The 25747-nt window shown below is 30.2% G+C and carries 21 protein-coding genes; 17 read left to right on the forward strand and 4 right to left on the reverse strand.

Annotation, left to right across the window (positions count from 1 at the left end):
- Positions 1-47 precede the first annotated feature (47 nt).
- The gene (locus CSPA_RS01705) at positions 48-2717 is read right to left on the reverse strand and encodes a cation-translocating P-type ATPase (RefSeq protein WP_015390489.1); all 2670 of its coding nucleotides are present in this window, start codon (positions 2715-2717) and stop codon (positions 48-50) included.
- Positions 2718-3127: 410 nt separating this feature from the next.
- Between CSPA_RS01705 and CSPA_RS01710 the strand changes: the two genes are divergently transcribed.
- The 17 genes from CSPA_RS01710 (at position 3128) to CSPA_RS01790 (ending at position 23270) form a co-directional block, all read left to right on the forward strand.
- On the forward strand, positions 3128-3967 hold the full coding sequence (locus CSPA_RS01710; protein WP_015390490.1) for a patatin-like phospholipase family protein: 840 nt from the start codon (positions 3128-3130) through the stop codon (positions 3965-3967).
- Positions 3968-4123: 156 nt separating this feature from the next.
- Positions 4124-4816, forward strand: a complete 693-nt coding sequence (locus CSPA_RS01715; protein WP_015390491.1) for a FadR/GntR family transcriptional regulator — start codon at positions 4124-4126, stop codon at positions 4814-4816.
- Between the two features lie 484 nt (positions 4817-5300).
- On the forward strand, positions 5301-6773 hold the full coding sequence (locus CSPA_RS01720) for an L-lactate permease (RefSeq protein ID WP_042314972.1): 1473 nt from the start codon (positions 5301-5303) through the stop codon (positions 6771-6773).
- Positions 6774-6850: 77 nt separating this feature from the next.
- Positions 6851-7639, forward strand: a complete 789-nt coding sequence (locus tag CSPA_RS01725; protein WP_015390493.1) for an electron transfer flavoprotein subunit beta/FixA family protein — start codon at positions 6851-6853, stop codon at positions 7637-7639.
- A gap of 41 nt (positions 7640-7680) precedes the next feature.
- Positions 7681-8871, forward strand: coding sequence for an electron transfer flavoprotein subunit alpha (locus CSPA_RS01730; RefSeq protein ID WP_015390494.1), 1191 nt, complete (start codon positions 7681-7683; stop codon positions 8869-8871).
- 3 nt (positions 8872-8874) lie between these two features.
- Positions 8875-10278, forward strand: a complete 1404-nt coding sequence (locus tag CSPA_RS01735; protein ID WP_015390495.1) for an FAD-binding oxidoreductase — start codon at positions 8875-8877, stop codon at positions 10276-10278.
- A 658-nt stretch (positions 10279-10936) separates the two neighbouring features.
- A complete protein-coding gene (locus CSPA_RS01740) occupies positions 10937-11509 on the forward strand; it encodes an RNA polymerase sigma factor (protein ID WP_015390496.1) in 573 nt (190 codons plus the stop codon).
- 17 nt (positions 11510-11526) lie between these two features.
- On the forward strand, positions 11527-12450 hold the full coding sequence (locus CSPA_RS01745) for a hypothetical protein (RefSeq protein WP_015390497.1): 924 nt from the start codon (positions 11527-11529) through the stop codon (positions 12448-12450).
- A 563-nt stretch (positions 12451-13013) separates the two neighbouring features.
- Positions 13014-14573 carry an ABC transporter substrate-binding protein gene (locus CSPA_RS01750; RefSeq protein ID WP_015390498.1) on the forward strand — a complete coding sequence of 520 codons (1560 nt, stop codon included), beginning with the start codon at positions 13014-13016 and terminating at the stop codon, positions 14571-14573.
- 171 nt (positions 14574-14744) lie between these two features.
- Positions 14745-15749, forward strand: a complete 1005-nt coding sequence (locus CSPA_RS01755) for an ABC transporter permease (protein WP_015390499.1) — start codon at positions 14745-14747, stop codon at positions 15747-15749.
- A 15-nt stretch (positions 15750-15764) separates the two neighbouring features.
- Positions 15765-16649 carry a nickel transporter permease gene (gene nikC, locus CSPA_RS01760; RefSeq protein WP_015390500.1) on the forward strand — a complete coding sequence of 295 codons (885 nt, stop codon included), beginning with the start codon at positions 15765-15767 and terminating at the stop codon, positions 16647-16649.
- A 13-nt stretch (positions 16650-16662) separates the two neighbouring features.
- A complete protein-coding gene (locus CSPA_RS01765; protein WP_015390501.1) occupies positions 16663-17640 on the forward strand; it encodes an ABC transporter ATP-binding protein in 978 nt (325 codons plus the stop codon).
- On the forward strand, positions 17633-18607 hold the full coding sequence (locus tag CSPA_RS01770; protein WP_015390502.1) for an ABC transporter ATP-binding protein: 975 nt from the start codon (positions 17633-17635) through the stop codon (positions 18605-18607). Before CSPA_RS01765 ends, CSPA_RS01770 begins: the two co-directional genes overlap by 8 nt.
- Before the next feature lie 273 nt (positions 18608-18880).
- Positions 18881-19987, forward strand: coding sequence for a hybrid sensor histidine kinase/response regulator (locus tag CSPA_RS01775; protein ID WP_015390503.1), 1107 nt, complete (start codon positions 18881-18883; stop codon positions 19985-19987).
- Positions 19980-21188, forward strand: a complete 1209-nt coding sequence (locus tag CSPA_RS01780; RefSeq protein WP_015390504.1) for an oligosaccharide flippase family protein — start codon at positions 19980-19982, stop codon at positions 21186-21188. Before CSPA_RS01775 ends, CSPA_RS01780 begins: the two co-directional genes overlap by 8 nt.
- A gap of 4 nt (positions 21189-21192) precedes the next feature.
- Positions 21193-22362, forward strand: coding sequence for a glycosyltransferase family 4 protein (locus CSPA_RS01785; RefSeq protein ID WP_015390505.1), 1170 nt, complete (start codon positions 21193-21195; stop codon positions 22360-22362).
- A gap of 23 nt (positions 22363-22385) precedes the next feature.
- Positions 22386-23270: a glycosyltransferase family 2 protein gene (locus CSPA_RS01790; RefSeq protein ID WP_015390506.1), complete on the forward strand. Its 885-nt coding sequence runs from the start codon at positions 22386-22388 to the stop codon at positions 23268-23270.
- Between the two features lie 15 nt (positions 23271-23285).
- On the opposite strand, the gene CSPA_RS01795 is transcribed toward CSPA_RS01790, so the two are convergent.
- The 3 genes from CSPA_RS01795 to CSPA_RS01805 are packed head-to-tail and all read right to left on the reverse strand — an operon-like array spanning position 23286 to position 25742.
- Complete coding sequence (locus CSPA_RS01795) at positions 23286-23906, reverse strand: response regulator (protein WP_015390507.1); 621 nt, start codon at positions 23904-23906, stop codon at positions 23286-23288.
- Positions 23907-23909: 3 nt separating this feature from the next.
- A complete protein-coding gene (locus CSPA_RS01800) occupies positions 23910-24215 on the reverse strand; it encodes an Hpt domain-containing protein (RefSeq protein WP_015390508.1) in 306 nt (101 codons plus the stop codon).
- Positions 24216-24230: 15 nt separating this feature from the next.
- Positions 24231-25742 carry a response regulator gene (locus CSPA_RS01805; protein ID WP_015390509.1) on the reverse strand — a complete coding sequence of 504 codons (1512 nt, stop codon included), beginning with the start codon at positions 25740-25742 and terminating at the stop codon, positions 24231-24233.
- Positions 25743-25747 lie beyond the last annotated feature (5 nt).

Here is a 25747-nt window from a genome sequence, read left to right on the forward strand (position 1 = left end):
GAATTCTCATTAAAAGAATTCTTTATTTTTATATGCTTAATTATTATTTAAGCAGCATGGGCTTTTGTCTTATCATTATCAATATTATTAGGATTAACTGTTTCATTTTTTGTTTCAATAAAACCCCTAACCACTTTAACTAGTTGTATTATTAAAGTTGGGATAAAAGCTAACAAGTGAATCAATAACATTTCATTAGTAGTCAGTGGAGTTATTTCAAATAGTCCTTGTAAAACAGGAATAAGTAAAACTGCATTAATTAGTATAACGCCTGATATGAAAGCTATCCAACTAAATTTATTACTAAAAACTCCTAGAGCAAAAATAGATTTTTTACCACGACAATTAAATCCGTGGAATAATCTTGCTAAACATAAGGTACTAAAGGCCATGGTCATTGCTATTCCATGATTGCCAGTAGCTAGTCCTATATGATATGAAGTCATAGTGAATATCCCTATAAGCAAACCTTGTAAGCAGATATCAGTAATAAAATCTTTAGTCAATATTGATTCATTGGCATCTCTAGGTTTATCTTTTAAAACATCTCTTTTAGATTTTTCCATACCTATTGCAATAGCCGGTAAACTATCTGTTAAAAGGTTAATAAATAGTAAATGTACAGCTGCAAATGGAACAGGAAGTGCTAATAGTGACGAATAAAGTACAGCAAGTATTCCAGACATATTACCTGAAAGAAGAAATTTAATAGAATTTTTTATATTAGCATAAATATTTCTCCCGTTAGTAACTGATTTTACAATAGTAGCAAAATTATCATCTGTTAATATCATTGAAGCTGCATCCTTTGAAACTTCAGTACCGGTTATTCCCATTGCAATACCGATATCAGCTTGTTTAAGTGCTGGTGCATCATTAACACCATCTCCAGTCATAGCAACAATCTTACCTTTGTTCTGCCAGGCTTCAACTATTCTTATTTTATGCTCAGGTGAGACTCTGGCATAAACTGATATATGTTTTAATTTAGAGTTAAGTTCAGCATCTGACATTTTATCAAGTTCTAATCCTTCTACGGCTAAATCACCATCTTGTAGGATCCCAATTTCTTTTGCAATAGCAGAAGCTGTAATCTTATGATCTCCAGTTATCATTATTGGTTTAATAGACGCTTTAATACAATCACTAACTGCTGCTTTAGATTCTTCTCTAGGTGGATCAATCATTGAAATTAATCCAAGGAAGGTAAAGTTGTCTTCATCCTCTAAAGAAAGTTCTCTATCTTCAGTAAGTTCTTTATAAGCAAAAGCTAATACTCTTAACCCTTGTGATGAAAGTTCTCTATTAGTGTTGTTTATATTGATTTTATCGTTATTGGTAAAGGCATTTGTACCATTTGATGTCTTTATTGAAGTAACTCTATCTAATAATACATCAAGTGCACCTTTAGTAATCATTATATTTTTTCCATCAATATTATGAAGGGTACTCATAAGCTTTCTGTCAGAGTCAAAAGGAATTTCTTTAAGTCTTTCATGAGTATTTCTACATTCAATTTCGTTTATAGAATATTTATGAGCTAAGTTAACTAAAGCAACTTCTGTTGGGTCACCAATTTCATTTCCATCTATAGAAGTTGAGTCGTTACAAAGTACAGAACTAGTTAAAAGAAAACTTACATCAGAATTATCTGTATCTATCTTATTAGCATCTATTAATTTGTTATCTACAAAAATTTTCTTTACAGTCATTTTATTTTGAGTTAAGGTACCAGTTTTATCTGAGCAGATAACTGATACACAGCCAAGCCCTTCAACAGCTTTTAATTTCTTAATAATTGCATTTTCTTTAGCCATTGATTGAGTTCCTATGGCTAATACTATTGTAACTATTGAACTAAGTGCTTCAGGAATAGCAGCAACAGCAAGAGCAACAGCAAACATTAAAGAATCTAAAATATCAGTACCTCTGTAGATGCTTAATCCAAATACAATTACACATATTCCCATTATTGCTATAGCAAGCTTTTTAGAAAAATCATTTAAAGAAGCTTGAAGTGGAGTGGTCTTTTCTTGAGTTGACTCCATAAGAGAAGCTATTTTACCAAGCTCAGTATTCATACCAGTATTAGTAACAAGAACTGTTGCTCTACCATATGTAACTAGAGAGCTAGAAAAAACCATATTTTTTTGATCACCTAGAGCAACTTCATCTTTATCAATAACCTCAGAGAACTTGTCTACACTTTCTGATTCACCAGTTAATGAACTTTCATTAACTTTAAGAGAGAAATTTTCTAAAATTCTACCATCGGCAACTACTAAATCACCAGCTTCTAAGATTAATATATCACCAGGAACAACATCTTTAGAAGGTATTTCGATTTTAACTCCATCTCTAATAACTTTAGCATTAGGTGCAGATAGTGCTTTTAAACTATCCAAGGATTGTTCAGCTTTAACATATTGAATAGTTCCTAAAATAGCATTTAAAATTATAACAGCAATAATTACAAAGGTGCTTTCCATATTTCCAGTCATAGCTGAAATAATAGCAGCAATAATTAAAATGATTACTAATAAGTCCTTAAATTGTTCTACGAATACAGAGAAGATACTTTTCTTCTCTTTTTCATTAAGAATATTTTCTCCAACTGTGTTTAAAATTTCTGAAGCTCTTGTGCTTGTGAGACCAGATAAGGTAACATCAAAGTTTTTTAATGCTTCATCTGTAGTTTTAGAAAAATATTTTTCCATAAATTACATCTTCCTTTCGAATTAGATATTTTAGATAAAAACTATATATTGAGGTTATAAATAAAAAGAGACCTTTAATATAACTTCGATTTTTGAAGCTATATTAAAAGTCTCGTTACCTTAAAGGTATATAACACCAGACTAAAATTTTAGCCGCGATTGTTGATGTTATATTTATAACTACTCCCCTTTAATATAAAGTAAGTGTTTATACTAGTATAATATAAAAAAAATTAAAGGTCAATAATAATTATTTAAAAGGTTATTTTATAACGCTTAGTGTGTTAGAAATAATAAAATAATTGGTTACACTTTATTTTTTATATTTATTAATTTAAAATAGTTAATTATGGATATAATTTATACTTATAGTATAATAAAGTAATTAAATGAAGGTGGAGGAGTAATTTATGACTGGACTTGTACTTGAAGGTGGAGCTTTTAGAGGATTATTTACAGCTGGAGTATTAGATGCTCTTTTAGATATAAGAGCAGAATTAAAATATGTGATTGGAGTATCCGCTGGGGCTACAAATGCTTATTCCTATGTTTCTAAGCAAAGAGGAAGAAATTTAGAAATAATGGAAAGATTTATGGATAATAAAAGATATATTAGTTATGGAAATTTAATAAGGTGTAAATCTTTAATGGATTTAGATTTTGTATTTGATGAGATACCTAATAAACACTGCGTGTTTGATTATAAGACGTTTTATGAATTTAATGGGAGAATGTTAGCTGGTGCTTTCAACATTCAAACTGGAAAAGTAGAATATTTTGATAAGGAATTATTAGATAAAAGAAATTCTATACTTAGGGCAAGTATAGCAATTCCTTTGGTATTTCCATTTGAAAAGATTAATGGAAATTACTATGCGGATGGAGGGCTTTCTGATCCTATACCAATTAAGAAATCAATAGAAGATGGAAATGATAAGAACATAATTGTGTTGACTAGAAATGAAGGGTATAGAAAAACACAATCCAAGACTAATAAATTAACTTATAGAATATATAAGAATAAGTATCCAAAGTTGGCAAATGTATTAAGAGACAGGCATATTAAATATAATGAACAGCTTGATTTCTGCAAGAAATTAGAAGAAAATGGAGAGGCAATGATAATAAGACCAACAGTAGATATGAATATAGATAGATTCGAAAGAGATAAAAATAAGTTAAAGGCAATATATCAAAATGGATATGATTTAATTGTAAATAATAAAGAAAAAATACTTAAATATATATAATCAAGTAAAGAAGCAGTAGAGTATATTGCTTTTTTATGGTATAAAGAGGAGTATCAAATATATAAGTCATTATAGGATTTAGATTGTCTTTGATGTATAATATTCAATGAAAATAAATAGATATATTGAATGTAAGTAAGGGAGATACGAATAATTATGCCTAATAAGAATCCAAAAGTATATGATCAAGTTATAGATGATATTAAAAATAAAATAAAATCAGGGGAAATAAAAAAAGGAGATAGATTACCATCAGAAAGAGAGCTGTCAGAATCACTTGGGGTATCAAGAACATCTATAAGAGAGGCGATAAGAGCGTTAGAAGTAATTGGTTTAGTGGAAAGTAGACGTGGAGCTGGAAATTATATAAAAACTAATTTTGAAGATTCATTATTTGAACCACTTTCAGTTATGTTTATGTTACAAGAAAGCTCTCCAAGAGAAATGTTTGATGTAAGAGAATCTTTGGAATTACAGTGTGCTAGGTTATCAGCCAAGAATATACAAGATAATGAACTTGCACTCTTAGCAGCAATATTAGATAGAATGTATCTTGCAGAAAGTGAAGAAGAAAGTCTTGAACTGGATATTAAGTTTCATTACATAGTAGCAAAAGCTTCGAGAAATGTATTATTAATTAATGTTCTAGAGGTTATTTCGCAGCTAATGGATGAATTCATTAAAAAGTTTAGAATGCAAATTTTACATGTAGGTAACACAAAGGAAAGTTTATTAGAAATACATGAAAATTTATTTAGAGCATTGAAAAGTAGAGATGAAGCTAAAGTTTATAATGCTATGAAGGAACATTTCAATTTAATTAGAAAAGCATATGACTATGATGAGTAAATAGTATAGTTAATTAAGAGATAAATTAAATATGGAGATAGTTTAGAAATATTAAATAAAATAACAAGTTTATATTTGTGATGGATATTTTTTATCAAGCAATTGGCTCTTATATGAGATTTAATAAGGTGAATTTGCCAGTATGAATTGATGAAAAATGAACTTACAGATATGCTTGTTATTTTTTATACAAAAAAATAACAAGAACAACTAAAATATTATGCTAAAAAAATTTTTTTGAAAAGTTAAAATAATAACAATGCCTGTGCTGTATTGAAAAAACGAGAAGCATAAAAAAATAAGCGGATTTTTCTATGTAAACATTTTCTGTTAATTATATAACTATTATTTACAATTAATATTTTGATAGATATAATAAAAGTGAAATTGGTACTACCAATTTGAAATTGGTATGATATAATAAAAGGGAGGAGTTCAATTGTATTTATCATTTTTTTTAGCATGTATTCCTATTGTCTGGCTCATGGTCTCTCTTGGGAAGCTTAAAATTCCAGGATACAAGGCCTGTCCTATTGGATATTTAATAACGGTGTTAATAGCTGTAATTATCTTAAAGATGAATATTACAAATGCTATTACGGCAACCTTAGAAGGTGTTGCAACAGCTTTATGGCCAATAGTACTTGTAATTATAGGTGCAGTATTCACTTATAATTTATCCATTTATACAGGAAGTATGGAAATTATAAAAAAGATTATGACAAGTGTTACAAGTGATAAAAGAATTTTAGTATTAATACTTGCCTGGGGCTTTGGAGGATTTCTTGAAGCTGTTGCAGGATTTGGAACTGCAGTTGCAATTCCAGCAAGTATACTTGCTGCACTAGGGTTTGAACCAGTCTTTGCTGCAATTATTTGTTTAGTGGCTAATACTACACCAACAGCTTTTGGTGCGATAGGTCTACCAGTATCTACATTAGCTCAAGTTACAGGTTTAGATGTAGGTCAATTATCCTACATAACAACTGTTCAGCTAACAATAATGATAATATTAATTCCCTTTATATTAGTTTCCTTAACTGGTAACGGTATAAAAGCTATAAAAGGAGTTTTTGGAATTACATTAGCATCTGGAATTGCATTTGCAGTACCACAGATACTTGTAGCTAAATTTATTGGAGCTGAATTACCAGCGGTAATTGGATCAATAGTTTCAATTGCAGTAACAATATTTATGGCAAAGAAATTTTACAATGATAAAAATGATGAAAAAGAAATTGATGTTACTTTTAAAGAAGGTTTTATGGCATGGCTACCATTTGTATTGGTATTTCTATTCGTAATGATATGCTCACCACTCTTTAAAGCGATATACACTCCATTATCTCAAATAAAAACTTCAATATTGATTTATACAGGACAGGGAGCAAAACCAGATACTTTTTCGTGGATTGTAACGCCTGGAGTATTGATAATTATAGCAACTTATTTAGGTGGTTTACTACAAGGATATAAGTTAAAAGAGATAAGTGTAGTTTTGGTGAAGACGTTTAAACAGATGACAAAATCTGCAGTAACAATAGTTTCAATTGTATCTCTAGCTAAGATAATGGGATACAGTGGGATGATAAATTCGATAGCTCAGGTATTGGTATTAGTGGCTGGAGGATTTTATCCAGCAGTTGCTCCAGTAATAGGAGCGCTAGGAACGTTTATAACCGGAAGTGACACATCAGCTAATATACTCTTTGGTCAACTACAAGTTCAGGTAGCAAATGCTATTGGAGCTAATCCATATTGGATTGCAGCTGGTAATGTACTTGGAACTACAGCTGGAAAGATGATTTCACCTCAAAGTATAGCAGTTGCAACAGCAGCAACTGGCTTAATAGGAAATGAGGGGAAAATATTAAATTCAGCATTAAAAGTTTGTGTAGTATACATAGTTATCTCTGGAATAATAGTATTTTTCGGTGGATCAATATTAGGATTTTAAAACATAAACGCAGATAAATTTTAATCACCGCAAGGCGTATGTAAATTTAAATATAAATTATTAGGAGGAAAAATATAATGAATATTTTAGTATGTATTAAACAAGTACCAGGAACTTCAAAAGTTGAAGTTGATCCAGATACTGGTGTATTAAAGAGAGATGGTATAGATTCTAAAATGAATCCATATGATTTATATGCTTTAGAAACAGCATTGAAGATTAAAGAAGATGAAGGTGGAACAGTTAAGGTTTTGAGTATGGGACCTAATCAGGCGATGAGTGTAATAAAAGAAGCCTTTACAATGGGTGCTGATGGAGGAACCTTACTATCAGATAGAAAATTTGGAGGAGCTGATGTTTTAGCCACTTCATACACAATTGCTCAAGGAGTTAAAAAAATGGGAGATTTCGAACTTGTAATCTGCGGTAAACAAACCACAGATGGTGATACAGCTCAAGTCGGTCCTGAAATGGCGGAGTGGCTTAATATACCTCATGTGGCAAATGTTAAAAAAATAGTGAAAATAGAAGATGAATTTATTACAGTTGAGATGGACATGCCTGAAAGTATTGAAACAGTAAAAATAGCATATCCTTGTTTAATCACTGTTGATAAAGGAATTTTTGAACCAAGACTACCATCTTATAAGAGGAAATTAGATACACAAGATAGAGAAATAACAGTGTTAAGTCTTAATGAATTGGATGATAAGAATGAAATGAATTATGGTTTAAATGGTTCTCCTACTCAAGTAGAAAGAATTTTTCCACCAGAAGTTAATAATGACAGGGAACTATGGACAGGAAATTCTAGTGAATTAAGTGAGAAAATTGGATGTAAGTTAAAAGAACTTAAATTTATTTAATTAGGTTTTTTAAGAAATAAGTCGATGGAGGAGAAGAGAATATGGCAAAATTAGTTGTAAATCAGGATAAAATAACAAATATTGAAGAGTTAATAAAAATTTGTCCTTTTGGTGCTCTTGAAAATAATGCTGGCAAAGTTGAAATAAATGGAGCATGTAAGATGTGTAAGCTTTGCGTTAAGAAAGGTCCTAAGGGTGCAGTTGAATATATAGAAGATGAAGTTAAAGAAATAGATAAGAGTGCATGGAATGGAATAGGTGTATATGTTGACCATGTTGAGGGTGAGATTCATCCAGTTACTTATGAATTAATTGGAAAGGCTAGAGAATTAGCAGGTAAAATAAATCACCCTGTTTACGCAGTGTTTGTTGGAAATAATATTTCTCATAAAGCAGAAGAACTTTTACACTATGGCGTTGATAAAGTTTTTGTGTATGACGATGAAGCATTAGAATACTTTAGAATAGAACCGTACACAGCAGCATTTGAAGATTTTATAAACAAAGTTAAGCCAACCGCTTTATTAGTAGGAGCTACAACAATAGGAAGATCTTTAGCACCAAGAATTGCAGCAAGATTTAAGACTGGACTTACAGCAGATTGTACAATTCTAGATATTAAGGAAAATACAGATCTTGTTCAAATAAGACCAGCTTTTGGCGGTAATATAATGGCTCAAATAATCACACCAAACTCTAGACCTCAACTAGCAACTGTTAGATATAAAGTTATGACAGCACCTAAGAGAAGTGAAGAGATAACTGGTGAGATAGTCAATTGTAATATTGATAAAGAAAAATTAAATTCAGGAATAGAAGCACTTGAAATAAAGAAAAAAGTTTCAGAAGTTGGAATAAGTGATGCAGAAGTAATTGTTGCAGCAGGACGTGGAGTTAAGTCAGAAAAAGATTTAGAGATGTTAAAAGAATTAGCAAAAGCTTTAAATGCAGAATTTGCATGTACTAGACCGCTTATTGAATCAGGATGGATTGATGCTAAGAGACAAATTGGATTAAGTGGAAGAACCGTTAGACCAAGACTTATAATAGCTTGCGGTATTTCAGGAGCAGTTCAGTTTACTGCAGGAATGAATAATTCAGATTATATTTTTGCAATTAATACAGATGAAAAGGCACCAATATTTAAGGTTGCTCATTATGGAATCATTGGAGATATGTATGAAGTAATTCCAGAATTAATAGAAAAAATAAAACTTGCTAAGGAGGCATAAACTATGAGCTACAAAGAAGTTGAATTAAAAGATTATGAATATATATTGTCTGTAGCAGAAAATGATAAAGAAAGAGTCTTTTTTAAAGACCAAATAAATGAAGACTATAGTCATGATGAATTAGGTGGAATAAAAAAGATGCCTGACATAGTGGTTCAGGCAACTAGTGCAGAAGAAGTTTCAAAGGTAATGAAATATGCGTATGAAAATAATATTCCAGTTACTCCAAGGGGGTCTGGTACTGGGCTTGTAGGTGCAGCTGTTCCTCTTAAAGGTGGAATTGTTATTGACCTTAGCAGGATGAATAGAATCTTAGAACTAGATGATGAAAACTTAACTCTTACTTTAGAACCTGGAGTACTTTTAATGGATATAGGAAAATATGTTGAGGAGTTTGATTTATTCTACCCTCCAGATCCAGGTGAGAAATCTGCAACAATTGGTGGAAATATAAGTACTAATGCAGGTGGAATGAGAGCAGTAAAATATGGAGTTACAAGAGATTATGTAAGAGGTCTTGAGGTAGTTCTTCCAAATGGAGAAATAGTAGAACTTGGAGGAAAAGTTGTTAAAAATAGTTCTGGATATTCATTAAAAGATTTAATGATTGGTTCAGAAGGAACTTTAGGAATAGTAACAAAAGCAGTTTTGAAATTATTGCCACTTCCTAAAAAGGCTTTAAGTCTCTTAGTTCCATTTGAGAGTCTTGAAAAAGCAATAGAAACTGTTCCTAAAATAATTAAGTCAAAATCTATACCAACAGCTATAGAATTTATGCAAAGAGAAGCTATTTTAGCTGCAGAAGAGTTTTTAGGAAAGAGTTTCCCAGATAAATCTTCGGATGCATATTTATTATTAACTTTCGATGGAAATTCCACAGAAGAAATTGAAAAGGCTTATGAAAATGTTGCGAAAATATGTTTAGAATCAGGAGCATTAGATGTACTTATTTCTGATACAGAAGAAAGACAAGAATCTATATGGTCAGCTAGAGGATGTTTCCTTGAAGCAATTAAAGCATTAACAACTGAAATGGATGAGGTTGACGTTGTTGTGCCAAGAAACAAGATTGGAGAGTTTGTTACCTTTACACATGAACTAGAAAGCAAAGCCAATGTTAGAATAAAGAGTTTTGGACATGCTGGAGATGGTAATTTACATGTGTATATATTAAGAGATGAATTAAATGAAGAAGAATGGAAAGCAAAATTGAGTGAAGTTATGCAAATAATGTATGACAAAGCTAAAGAATTAAGAGGACAAGTTTCTGGAGAACATGGTATAGGTTTTGCTAAAAAAGGATACCTAAAGCAATCACTACCTGACAAATGTATAAATATAATGCAAGGAATAAAATTAGCATTTGATCCTAGAAATATATTAAATCCAGGAAAAGTATGTGAATAAAGTATTATATATTGGTTCTGGAAAAGTATCTCAAGAATATTCTATGATAATATAATAAATAGTTTAGTGAAAAAGAGTAGTTAGTATTTGAAACTACTCTTTTTTCGTTGATAATATAATTTATAGATATTCAAAGCGAGAATTAGACTTATGCAACAATTACCGAAATCAGATACATTTATCTTCCACAGGACTAGTGAAATTTTCGCTGGAAGGTTCTAAGCGGAAGGTTGCACCCATTTCTGCATGTTCCTAAAGTAAATTTATGACAAGCAGAAAATGAAACAACCTTAGAGGAAACTCGACTCACGTTCGTTCGCTAAGCACACGATTCACACCAAATCAGTTTTTTAAAGGAGGTTAACTCATGAATGAGTTAACTAAGTTCAAGAAACCAAATCATAGATTTGGACTTTCACTTATCTGCTTAATAATCATCACAGCTTAATTTCATATGCCGCTTGCACAAATATGTATCTAATTTCTAGTGTAGTTTTACGATTATAATTTCTCAATGATGTATGTATATTCCATTTATAAGTTTGATTCTTAAATTGGATATCTATATAAAAGAAGAAAAAATAATATTAACAAAACCTTTTGTATAAATTAGTGCTCTTATATTATAGGAGCTCCAAAGAAGAAAAGAGGTGCAAGAATGGAGATAGAAGAAATAATAATGCGTTGTAAGCAGGGAGAAAAAGAAGCCTTTCGTGAACTTTTACAGACTGTTGAAAAAAAGGCATTAGCAACTGTTCATTTTTTGGCAGGAAATAAAGGGATTGCGGAAGATATACTCCAAGAAACATATATGAAATGTTTTATAGAAATACACAAACTTAAAGAACCACAGGCGTTTAAAGTATGGTTCTTTAGAATTCTTATTCGTACAGGATGGAAAATGTTAAAAAAACAATCAGAGCTGGTTCCGTTGGAAATAACATCAGAAAATGAAGAGTTGTTTTGTGATGAGAACCAAGGGAAAAGGAATGTAATTGATAATTATGAAATGAAAAGTGTAATGGAAAATGCAATTAATGATTTAAGTGAAAATTTAAAAACAGTTGTTATTCTTTATTACTATAATGATATGTCAATAGAAGAAATTTCAAAGGTTACAGGCTGTTTCAAAGCTACGATAAAATCAAGACTATTTTATGCGCGGGCAGCCTTGAGAAAGCAATTAGGAAACTGTATGGAAAATGAGCATGGAGTGCGAATAGTTAAATAGAAGGGAGTGTAATTAAAATGAGGAATAATGATAATTTAGATAATGTTATAAAGTCTGCAATAGATGATAATATATCTTATATCGAGCCTTCAAGAGATATTTTTAATGAGGCTTGGAATAAGAAGGAGAAAGAAATGTGCAAGAAAGAAAAAATTAATATGAAACATATGAAGAAAGTTGCACTAGTGCCTGCATGTCTCATTACACTTAGCATTTTAGGTGTTTTTACATTTTCATCAGGAGCAAGGGTTGCTGCAGAGGAGATGTTAAAAACAATATTTTATCCAGATAAATATGGGAATGTTGTAGAGAATTCACAAGAGACAAAAATTCCAGTTTATAGTGCACCTATACCAATAGATGATGAAAATAAGAGTGATATAGAGAGAAGATTTGGTTTTAAAGTTAACTTACCTGAAAAGTTTGGTAAATATATTTATTCAAAGGAAAATGATGAAGTTAGAGTGCCATATGCTAGGATAAGAGTTGAAAACGTAAAATATAAAGAGATAGATAGTATAATGCATGAATTAATAAAGGCTGTATATGATGATACCGCTTATAAAAAACTTAATAAGAAATATAAGTTAATCGGAAATGTGGACTCAAAATATACAGATGGGCAAGGCAATGAATTTTGGTTGACTTTGATGAAAGAAAATGAGGATTCAAAAGAAGATAATGAGAATATTGAGCAAGAAATTACTATTGATGATATTGTATGTAAAATTATAAAAGAATCACAACCTGAGTACAATATGAAAGAGGTTGGAAATGGAGTTAGTAGGACAGACATGGAAAGTAAGCCTGTTGATATTGTGACTAAATATAATATGGAATGGGAATATGACGGTGTAAAATATTATATATACGTTGGAAAAGATCTTTCAAAAATTAATGAAATTAAAGAATTTGTATCAGAATATATTAAAGTATTGTAAAAGATAACTGAGTAGTATTTTATGGCATATAGAATACTACTCAGTTATTTTTTGTTAAATGATATTTATATTTAATAGTATTATTATTTGAAGTTGTTTTTGAAATAGATAAAATATAAAAATAGAAATATTACTCGATAATAAAATTTTAAATTATTAATAATTATATTAAAATATTAAAATTTTAATATACAAGCGTTAAAAAATATGCTATACTTGTAAAAGATTAATGGTTTTGTTAACAGATTCGTTAAATAAATTAATGCTTCAATGGGGAAGAATAAACTAAGAGTTTTTTTATTAAAACTTTTAATTTACTTTTCCTTTTTGTATAGGAATAATTATGAAAAAAATAATGATAATTACATAAAATAAATTTATTGACAAGATTTAAAATGTAATTTATATTAAAAAGTATATAATACCTATTGAAATAGTAGGATATAAATTGGGGATTAGTTAATGTTAATAAACTAAAATGATTTATTAAAACAATAATTTGTAATACTAAATCATATTAGATTAATGCAATAATTAAAAAATAAAAAGGGGGATAAAATAATATGAAAAAAAGAATATTAGCATGTGTGCTTGCTGGGGTGCTTGCTGCAACCGCTCTTGTAGGATGCGGAGGTAGTGGACAAGCAGCTAAGACGGCAGCAGCAAAAACCTTTATATTTGCGCAAGGAGCAGATCCAAGAGGTCTTGATCCAGCTTTTGTTGACGATGGAGAGTCAGCTAAAGTTATGTGTAATATATATGAAGGCTTAGTTAAATACGGGGATGATAATACAAGCGTTGAACCATGCTTAGCAGAAAAATGGGATATTAGTGCAGATGGCAAAGAGTATACTTTCCATCTTAGAAAAGGAGTTAAATTCCATGATGGAACTGATTTTAATGCAGATGCAGTTGTTAAATCAGTAAGTCGTCAATTACCTCCAAATGCAACAGATGATATGCCTTATGCTTCATTTACTTTTAATGGAGTTAAAAAGGTTGAAGCAGTTGATGCAAATACAGTTAAATTTACACTTGAGTCTGCTAATACACCATTTTTAGCAAATCTTGCAATGACACTTGCAGCTCCAATTGTAAGTCCAACTGCTCTTGAAAAAAATAAGGGTAATTTAAATGAGGCACCAGTTGGTACTGGACCATTTAAATTTGTTTCTTGGGAAAAGGGATCAAAAGTAACTCTTGAAAAGAATAATGATTACTGGGGCGAAAAAGCAAAACTTGATAAAGTAGTAATCAAGATTGATAAAGAAAATTCAGTAAGAGCTAGTGAACTTATGACTGGTGCAATTGATGCAATGGATGGATTAGATCCAAGTGATGTTGATAAATTAAAAGAAAAGGGTATGAATATATTCTCTAAACCTGGAATGAATATAAATTATATGGCTTTTGATTGTGACAGAGCTCCATTTAATGATCCAAAGGTAAGAGAAGCTGTATCTTATGCAATTAATCGTAATGAATTAGTTCAATATTTATATCAAGGTTATGCAGATCCTGCAAAAACTATGTTACCTAATTTTATTGCTGGATATAAGGATGTAGCAGCATACGAATATAATCCAGAAAAAGCTAAACAAATGCTTAAAGATTTAGGAAAAGAAAATCTTAAAATTAAGATGATTACTTATTCTAATCCAAGACCTTATAACTCTGTTGGTGGACAAAAATTAGCAGAAGCGGTACAAAATTATTTAAGCAAAGTTGGTATTACTGCAACAATTGATGTATATCAATGGACTGAATATAAAGATAAAACTAAGCAAGGTGAAGGCGATATTAAATTCTATGGATGGAATGGTGATAATGGAGATGCAGATAACTTCTTATCATTAGTTGATAGTAAAGAAATTGCTTCAAGTTTAAATGTTGCTAGATACACAAATCCAGAAGTTGATAAACTTTTAGCACAAGGTAAAGCTACACCAAATGGGGATGCTAGAAACGCAATATATGGACAACTTCAAGATATACTTGCAAAAGAGGCACCATGGGTTAACATTTCATATGCTAAATCAATGGCAGCTTCATCAGCAAAGGTTAAGAATTTCAGTGTTCATCCAACAGGTTCAGTTTTCTTCCAAAAGGTTGATAAAGAATAATTATTACTTTAACTAAGCTCCGGCAGAAGTCGGAGCTTTCCAATTAAGGTACATGAAACAAAATAATCAATTTAAGATGCGATGTATAATATTTTTCATCAGAAGAGATTTTATGCGTGCATAACTTGATATTTTTGAATGTACCCAATACATATTCAAAGAGGTGAGGTTATGTTTAAGTATTTTATAAAGAGATTATTATTGTTAATACCAGTAGTTATTGGAGTTTCAATCCTAGTATTTTTAATAATGCATGTATTTTCAACAGATCCTACGTCAATAATTTTAGGTCAGCATGCTAGCCAAGAACAAATAGATGCTTTGAGACAGCAATTAGGATTAAATGATCCTTTGTATGTTCAGTACTTTAAATTTATAGGTGGTATTATTACAGGAGATTTTGGTACATCTCTTATAACTAAAAGTTCTGTGGCTACTGAGATTTTCTCAAGATTTCCTGCAACTATCGAACTTGCAATACTTTCTATAATAGTAGCATCTATTGTAGGTATAACACTTGGAGTTATTTCAGCTGTAAAGCAAAATTCGATTTTAGATTATCTTTGTATGGGGACATCTTTAGTTGGGGTATCTATGCCTATATTTTGGCTTGGATTACTATTGATAGTTTTATTTTCAGTAGTATTGGGATGGTTTCCTGTATCAGGTAGAGCAACTATAGGGTTAGAGCCAGATAAGATTACTGGACTTTATCTTCTAGATAGCTTGATTTCAGGTAATATAGCTGCTTTTATTGATTCTTTAGAACACTTAGTGTTACCTGTGATAGCACTTTCATCATATTCTACTGCGATTATTGCTCGTATGACACGTTCTACTATGCTTGAAGTTTTAGGACAAGATTACATTAGAACTGCAAGATCTAAAGGATTAGCTGAAAAAATAGTTATAAAAGGTCACGGTTTAAGAAATGCTTTAATCCCAGTAGCAACTGTTATTGGACTCCAATTAGGATCTTTGCTTGGAGGAGCTGTTTTAACGGAAGCAGTTTTTTCGTGGCCAGGAATAGGAAGCTATACAATTGATGCTATTTTAAAGTCAGATTATCCTGTGGTACAAGGGGCTGTTATGATAATGGCTATTATATTTGTTTTAGTAAATTTATTTGTTGATTTACTTTATGCATTTATAGATCCTCGTATTAAATATTCTTAAAGATGGAGGCATTTTATGGAGACGATCAATTTAAATTATCAAGAAGAAAAAAAATCATTATTGAAAAGATTTAAGAAATTTATGGGATTAGTCATTTCAAATAGAGCTGCACTTGTTGGATTAATTGTTATTGTAGTAATAGTGCTGGTTGCTATTTTAGGAAGTTTTATAATGCCTTATGATCCTAATACTGGTGAACTATCAAGTTCACTTCAAACTCCATCAGCTTCACATTTTTTTGGAACAGATGAACAAGGAAGAGATATTTTCTCAAGGGTAATTGATGGTACTAAAATTTCACTTAGAGTTGGTATAGTTGCTGTAGCTATTGCTTTATCAATTGGAACTGTAGTTGGTTCAATTTGTGGATATTTTGGAGGAAGGCTTGATATGTTCTTAATGAGAATTATGGATATAATTTTGGCATTCCCATCATTATTACTTGCAATTGCATTTATGGCAGCTTTAGGTAGAGGAATTGATAAAGCTGTTATTGCAATTAGTATAGTTACTATTCCTGAATATGCACGTATAGTACGTGGTTGTGTGTTATCAGTAAGAGAAAGTGAATATGTACAAGCAGCGAAGGCAATTGGAAATAATGATTTTGTTATAATTTTTAAACATGTACTTCCAAATATTTTATCGCCAATAATTGTTCGTGCAACACTTGGAATTTCAGGTGCAATCTTAGATGCTTCAGCATTAGGCTTTTTGGGACTTGGAGTTCAGCCACCATATGCTGAATGGGGAACAATGCTTGGTTCAGGTAGAACTTATTTCTTTAATGCACCACACATAATTTTATTCCCAGGTCTTGCTATTACAATTACTGTACTTGCATTTAACTTACTCGGGGATGGGCTTAGAGATGCACTTGATCCTAAGCTAAACGCTTAAGGAGGGATAGATTATGTTACTTGAAATAAAGAACTTAAAGACAGAATTTAAAACTAAAAAAGGAACTGTTTGTGCTGTAAATGGTGTTGATTTTAGTGTAAATAAAGGTGAAGTTGTAGCAATTGTTGGAGAATCAGGTAGTGGAAAAAGTGTTACATCGCTTTCGGTAATGAGACTTCATTCAAAAACTACAAAAACAAGTGTTACTGGAGAAGTGTCATTTAAGGGTGAAAATTTATTGGATAAATCGGAAAAAGAAATGCAAGAGATGCGTGGTAAAATGCTCTCTATGATATTTCAAGAGCCTATGACCTCTTTGAATCCAGTATTTACAATAGGAAGGCAAATTTCAGAAGCTATTATTAAGCATGATAAAGTGAGCAAAGCTGAAGCAAAAAATAGATCAATCGAGATGTTAAGATTGGTTGGAATACCATCACCAGAAACGAGAGTTAACAACTATCCTCATCAACTAAGTGGTGGTATGAGGCAGAGAGTTATGATAGCTATGGCTCTTAGTTGTAATCCAGAACTTTTAATTGCCGATGAACCTACAACTGCATTAGACGTTACAATACAAGCTCAAATTCTTGATCTTATGCTTGATTTAAAAGAAAAGTTGGGAACAGCTATTCTTCTTATAACTCATGACTTAGGGGTTGTAGCAGAGGTAGCAGACAAGGTTGTTGTAATGTATTGCGGAAGAGTGGTTGAAAAAGCTGAAGTTAAAGAACTATTCGGTAATCCAAGGCATCCTTATACTAAGGGACTTCTTAATTCGATTCCTAAAATAGATGAAGAGGCTGAAAGATTATTTATCATACCTGGTACTGTTCCGAATCCTTTGAACTTACCTTCAGGCTGTGCTTTTAGAGATAGATGTCCAGATTGTATGGAAAAATGCAAAAAAGAACAACCTCCGTTATATAATTTAAATGGTAGAGAAGTTCGTTGTTTCTTATATGAAGAGGAGGATAAAGCAAATGGATAAGGAAAAATTAATGGAAATAAAAAATTTAAAAAAATATTTTCCTGTGGGATCTTCAGGCTTTTTCCAAAAACCTGCTTACGTTCAAGCGGTTGACGATGTTACTTTTGATATCTATAAAGGAGAAACTTTAGGTATAGTTGGAGAATCTGGTTGTGGTAAGTCGACTATGGGAAGACTTCTTGTGACATTACTCGATTCTACCTCTGGAGAAATATTATTTGAAGGAAAAGAAGTGCATACTATTCGCAAAAGCAATAGAAAAGATATAAGTAAGAATATACAAATTATATTCCAAGATCCATATGCTTCTTTAAATCCTAGAATGACAATTGGAGATATAATAAGAGAGCCTATGAGAATTAATGGTATTGCAAGTGGTGATGAATTAGAAAAAAAACTTGATACTCTTTTAAGTCAAGTTGGACTTGCTTCATATCATAAGGACAGATACCCACATGAATTCAGTGGTGGACAAAGACAAAGGGTTGGGATAGCTCGTGCTATTTCAGTGAATCCTAAACTTATTGTTTGTGATGAGGCTGTTTCGGCTCTTGATGTATCAATTCAAGCCCAAATATTAAATCTTTTGGATGACCTTCAAAAAGATTTAGGTTTTACGTATCTTTTTATAGCTCATGGATTAAATGTTGTTAAACATATAAGTGATAGAGTAGGTGTAATGTATCTTGGCAAGTTGGTTGAACTTGCAGAGGTAGATAAGTTGTACTCAACGCCAATGCATCCATATACACAGGCATTACTTTCAGCAATACCAATTCCTAATCCAGAGAAGAAAAAAGAGAGGATTATTTTAACTGGTGATGTACCAAGTCCAATAAATCCACCAGCAGGATGTAGATTTCATACTAGATGCTCAAAATGTATGGATGTATGTAAACAGACAGAGCCGCTATTAGTTGAATTAGAATCAGGCCATAAGGTAGCGTGTCACTTGTATAATAAATAAATTATTAGAAACTGCTTATAAATTAGAATTTCAATTGTAGTTTATAAGCAGTTTTTTTGTTGTAAAAAAATGTGTTTTACAGCTATTTTGAGTAAAAGTGCAAAAAGTACAAAAAACTACATTCCATAAGTATCCATTTGAGATGTTCATATGAAAAAATGTAAAGTAATATATAAAAATGTCGATATATATATAAGAGGATAACGCTGGAGGAGTTAAAATTATCCAAATTTTGATTAAATAAAATTTAATGTAAGGGAACGGAAAAATGATATGGGTAACAGTAATGGAAAAATTTTGATTGTTGATGATGCTTTGTTCAACATTAGAATTGTAACCAATATACTTGAACATGCTGGATACGAGATCCATAGTGTTAATTCAGGCATAAGAGCTATTATTGAATTAAGGAATAATAAATACGATTTAATTCTTTTAGATGTAGTTATGCCGGAAATGGATGGTTATAAAGTCAATAAAGTACTTAAGCAGAACAAAAATACAAAAGATATACCAATTATTTTTTTGACAGCCAGAGGTGATAGCAACAGTGTAGTAAAAGCATTAGATGATGGCGCGGTAGATTTTATCACAAAGCCATTTAATGAAAAAGAATTATTATCTCGAATCAGAGTACAATTAGAGTTGCAACATACAAGAAAAAAATTGGAGGAGACAAATGCAACAAAAGATAAATTCTTTTCTATAATAGGTCATGATTTAAAGAATCCAATTGGAGCAATTAGAGGATTAGCTGAGGAGTTAGTACAAAATATTGATCAATTTGATATTGATGAAGTAAATGATTTTTCGATAAGAATATTAAAAAATTCAGAAAAGGTATGTCAGTTATTAGAAGATATACTTCAATGGTCAAGGCTTCAAGGTAATAAGATTGAGTACAAGCCTTCGGCATTAAATTTAGCAGAAGTAATAGATACAAGTGTTACACTTCTTTCATTAAATGCAAAGAAAAAAAATATAAATATTAAAATGCTGATTAAAGAGGAGATTAAAGTATTTGCAGATTATAATATGTTAAATACTGTTATTAGGAATCTTATTTCTAATGCTATTAAATTTACCTATGATAATGGAGAAATTATTGTTTCAGCTTATAATGATGGGGATTTGATTTTAATCTCTGTAGAGGATAATGGAGTAGGAATGCAGCAAGAAAACATAGAAAAACTGTTTAATATAGGTTCGAATTTTAGTACAAAAGGAACTCAAAAAGAGGAAGGAACAGGTCTTGGACTTATACTATGTAAAGAATTTGTTGAAAGAAATGGTGGGAGTATTTTTGTTGAGAGTGAATATGGAAAAGGTAGCTGTTTTTCATTTACAGTTCCCCAATATATGGTGAATCAAGATGAGTAATAGAGTAAAAAAATATCAAGCAATGCTTTTTCCTGTTTTTGATATAGCACTAAATGGATTGAATTATTTCTTTCAAATTTTCATTAGTTGGTATTTGATACCTGAAAATTATGGTGTATTGAACTCATTACTTTCATTTTTAGCAATTATTTTAGTCGTAGGAATTGCATTTCAAACTTACACTGCAAAAGAAGTTGCTAAAGGTAAGCTGAAGGAGGTTAATATTGAGGGAATATTTAAAACTTCAATATTTTATATGAGTGTAGTATTTGCAATTTTATTAATCACTAGTCCTCTTATTCATGGGTTTACGAGAGGAAGTTATTCAGCAATTATCCTTATAATGATAATTTCACTTGTGAATATACTTTTAAGTATTTCGAGAGGTATATTTCAAGGTTCAGAGGAATTTTTTAATTTAAATAAAAGTTTTTATATAGAGGTAATTTCCAAAATGCTATTCATATTGGTGGCGATAAGGTTATTCCGTAATGTTGAGGTTATTTTAATTTCAATTCTTGTAGGAATGACAATATCATTAATATATGGATTAATAAAGAATAGGACTAAGTTTAAAATAAATAGAAGTAGTTTTAAAGAGATAACAATAAAAGAGCATTACTTAAAAATCGTAAAAGTCATAATAGCAAATTTTTTCTTTTATTTTTTTACTTCTATTGATATGATAATGGTTAATTTTTATTTGCCAAAGGAATCAGGTATATATGCAGTAGTATTGAAATATAGTCAAGTTCTTCAATTTGTATCTTTAAGTATAATGACTGTATTTGTAACTATGCTAAGCAACAGCTTAAATAATAAAGCGGAATTCGATAATAAAGTAAGAAAGTTATTTGCTTTAATTTTAGTTTTGAGTATTGGGACAGTGATTTTTTATAAATTAGTGGCGCCATACACTGTTGAGATGTTTTTTGGAGCTATATATAAGGAAGCTAGAGATTACCTTTGGATGGGTGTAGTACCATATATTTTTATGATATATACTTTTTTAATAATAAATATAAATGTTATTTTAGAAAGAACAAGATATTTATGGATTCTATTTATTGGAGCAATTCTTATTACAATTCTTATTACAATTTTTCATAGTAATATCCAAAGTATTTTTATAATTGAATCGATTTTTTATTTTTCTTTAATGACAATTTTATTAATCCAATTTAAAGTTGAAAGGAGATAATCTTGTGGATATAAATGACTATAAGCTAGAAAAGAGTGAAAAAATAACTTTGCTATTTCTTTCGTGGAGAGATATAAAGGCACCAAAGAAAGGTGGAGCAGAGGTTTATACACATGAAATGTTAAAAAGAATAAACTTTGATAAATATAGAATTATACATTTTTCTCCAAGCTTTCAAGGTGGGAAAGAAATTGAAAACATTGATAATATTACTTATATTAGAAGCGGAAATGCATTTTCTGTTATAGGGGATGCTAGAAAATATTATAAAGCTAATGAGGAGAATATTAATTTTGTAGTTGATCAATGTAATACTCATAGGTTTTTTACAAAGTTTTGGGTTGAAGCTAAAAAAAGAATATTTTTTATTCATCAGCTCACTAGAGAAATATGGTTCATGAATGCAAAATTCCCAGTAAGCGCAATTGGGTATATTACAGAAACTCCTTTTTTAAAACTTTCTAAAAATGATTATACTATGACAGTTTCAGAATCTACAAAGAAAGATTTGATAAAGATTGGATTTAATATTGATAAAGTGAGGATACTTCCAGAAGGAATAGAGTTTACACATTGGAAGAAAGAAGAATTTAAAGAGAAAGAAGAATGTCCAACATTTATTTATGTTGGAAGATTCGTTAATTATAAAGGAATTGATGCCTGTGTACTTGCATTTGCGCAAATAAAAAAAGAATATCCAAAAGCTAAGCTTTATATTGTAGGGAAGAAGAATGAAAGCTATATTGAAAGAAATCTTAAGCCAATTTTTAAAGAAGGAAATATTACATATGGTGGAGAAGGAGACAATAAGGACGTAACGTTGTTTGGCTTCGTGAGTGAGGAAAGAAAACTGGAGTTAATGAGTAAGTCGCATGCACTTATATTCCCATCACAAAGAGAAGGCTGGGGACTTATTGTAACTGAAGCAGCGGCAGTAGGTACACCTAGCATAGTATATAATTCCCCAGGAATAGTTGATGCTGTAGATTATGGAAATGCGGGATATCTATGTGAAGAAAATAATGTTCAAAATATTTATACTAATATGAAAGCAGTTATAGAAGATAAAAAAGATTATGAAAAACATATAGAAAGTGCATATGAATATTCACTTAAGTTTCATTGGGATGAAACGGCAAAAAGCTTTGATAAATTTATAGATGATATAATATAAATAAGACAGGGAGGCAATAAATTATGAGTAAGAGAGTTTCTATAATCTTTTCAACATATAATAGTTCAGACTATGTAGTAAAATGTTTAAAAAGCTGTCTTTGTCAAAATTATGAGGATTTGTTTGTGATAGTTGCTGATGATGGTTCTACTGATAATACTATAGATAAGATGAACGAAGCGGCAAAAGGCTATAATAATTTTAAAGTTATTCCTCTTCCACATGGAGAGAGAGGAATAGCAAGGTTTAAGGCAATAGAAATGGCAAAGGAATTAAATTCAGATTACATTTACATAATTGATTCAGATATGATTCTTAAAGATAATCTTATAAAAGATTGTATTGATTTCTTTGATAAAAATGAAAAGGTTGGAGGGCTTATTGTTCCAGAAATTTCGTTTTCCGATTATACTAATTTTTATTCAAAGGTTAAAGTTTTTGAGAGAAATATTATAAATAATGCAGGTGAGGATATTGGAAGTAATTCTGTTGAAGCAGCAAGATTTTGGAGAATAAAGGAATATGATTCAACAGGAGGAATTAATATAAATCAAATTTCTTTCGAGGAAACACAGCCTACCATAAGGTATATTGAAAATGGAGGAATAATAAAGCGAGCAATATTTACGCAAATTCACCATAATGAGAAAAAAGCAACATTGAAAGGAATTGTTCAGAAAAAGAAATATTATTTTAGTGTCATGAATAAGACAATTGAGAGTGAAGAAGGCGGCTTGAAGAAGACACTTTCAAGGTGGTATTTTTTTAGACCTGTATTGTATAGAAAAGAAAATCTTAAGAAATATATAAAAAGTCCATTGTTAACCCTAGGGATGATTTATATGTATGTAATCTTATCCTTTATAGGAGTTATAGAAATAATTAAATCAAAAGTAATAAAGAAATAATCTGTAATTTACAGATTATTTCTTTATGTAGATATATGAATCATTATTAATTTTATGTTTATTATAAAGAATAAGTTCTTTTTCAGCTATTTCTTCATTTATTACTAATTCGGTAATTGTATCTGATTTTAATACAAGCTTATCATCGACAGTTATAAAAAATTCTTTGTTATAACTGCTCATTATATCTTTAATGTTTTCTTCAGTAAAGGAAAATCCTGAAATTGGTTTATAATAAGTGCCATATCTTTTTATGTAATCTGAATATTGTATTGCATCACGTATAATCATTTTTCCGTTATCAGTTACTTTCCAAGGTTTTGTAATATATCTAAAGATATCTCCTTTATTAATGGCTTCGACGATAAATGGAACTTGAGCATAACCAGAAAGTACAACTCTAACAATACTTGGATATTTTAATTTTAGAATTTCAAGAAATTGAAGACCGCCTATATCAGGCATTAACATATCTGTTACGATAACATCAATAGATTCTTTTTCTAGGATATCTAAAGCTTCTTTTGGACCATTTGCAAAAAACTTTGTATAATCTTCATTTTTTAATATTCGCTCGATTAATATTAATATATCTTTTTGATCATCAACAAAAAGTACTGCATGCTTGTTGCTCATAGTTTATTCCTCCACGTAAATAATTTCAATATTATCAAAATGTTGTTGTAACTCTATTACTAGTTTTTCAATCTCTTCTAAAGATTTGTTCATGGAAGCTAACTCTATTTCTTTTGCTAAGAGAGAGAGATGATCAAAGCCATATCCTCCAGCAGTCCCTTTTAAGCTATGGCTTAAAAATTTAATATCTTCAAAGTTAGAATTAGTAACAGCTTCCTTTAAGGAATTAATTTCAGCGGCTCTATTTTTTAGAAAGTTAGGGATTAAATCTTCAAGTTCAATGTTAACATGTACAATATTAGTATCCATTTTTCAAAACACCTTTCATAAGACATTGGTTATTGTTTCAAGCAGCATAGCTTTTTTTACTGGTTTCGTTAAGGTAAAATTACAACCGGCTTCTATGGCTTTGTCAAGATCTTCTTTAAAGGAAAATGCTGTTAAAGCAATAATTGTAGTTGGTGGCAGGTTATTTTGCTTTTCATAATCTCTTATAAGACTAGTTGAAGTATAACCATCCATTATAGGCATTTGTATATCCATAAGTATAAGGTCATAAGTTGCTAATTTGAATTTTTCATAGGCCTCTTTTCCGTTTTCTGCATCATCAATACTATAAGGAGTTTTTTTCAAATAAGAATGAAACAAAAATCTGTTATCTTCAGAATCTTCGACTATTAATATTTTTTTGGTTTCATTGCTACTACTTGAGTTTACCTTAGGCATTATTTCAAAGGGGCAAATAAAGTTCACAGTAGTTCCAGTATCAGAAGAGCTTTTAATGTCAATTGTACCATTAACCAGAGCAACTAATTTTTTTGCAAGAGCAACATTAAAAAGTGTAAGGCGATGTTTGTCATATGCAAAGTTGCTTAATCTTGAACCGAAATCTAAAATGTTTAATAGTTCACTTTTTGGTATGCCTAAGCCAGTATCGCTTAGTGTAAAACTAATATAGATTTTGTTGTTTTCTTCGATACTTTTAAGGTCTATATTAAAAGCTATTTCACCACTGTCAGTAAATTTAAGACAATTATCTAATAATGAAGATAAGATTTTTTTTAATTTTGCACTATCTCCAATTAAAGCAGGCGGGATTTTTTCATCATAATTATAATTAAAGGACAAACCCTTACCTAGTATTTTATTTTTATAATCATCGACTAATGAATTTACCAAGTCGGTAATGTTAAATAAACTATTGTTTGAACCATCATTGCCAGAGTCAAGCTCTGATAAACTGAGCATGCTTTCTATTAAGTCCAATAACTGTTTAGAATTGCTTTCTAGTGTGTCTAAATATTTTTTGTCCATATCAGAGGAATCTGTTTTTGTTAAAAGATCAACGATTCCTATTATACAGTTTAAAGGAGTTTTCATTTCGTGACTTATGTTTGATAGAAAACAAGATTCAGTTTTTAAAGCTTTTTCTTTTTGAATTTTTAATGATATTTCTTTTGTTATATCGTCAAAATAAAATAAAAAATATAATAGAGAATTATTTGTGTCATAAATAGGATGAAAACTAAGTGAAATGTAAGTATTAATCATATCTTTTTTATAATTTAAAAGTTTGTTTTTTATTATTTCTTTATTAATAATTAAATCATATAGAGTCTTTTTAGTTGAAGCATCTAAATTATTTAAAATTATATCGAATAAATTATTTTGTAGAAGTTCTTCTTTTGAGTACTTTGTAATATTTAAAAAAGAAGTATTAGCATAAATAATAGGGTAACCATCCTTGTTAGGATCTGCGACTAAGATACCCGAATTAGTAGTATTAAGTATGCTAGACATTAATAATTGATTGTTTTCAATGAAATTATTGTCCATAAATC

Origin of the sequence: Clostridium saccharoperbutylacetonicum N1-4(HMT) (assembly GCF_000340885.1) — a bacterium.
Lineage (GTDB): Bacteria > Bacillota > Clostridia > Clostridiales > Clostridiaceae > Clostridium > Clostridium saccharoperbutylacetonicum.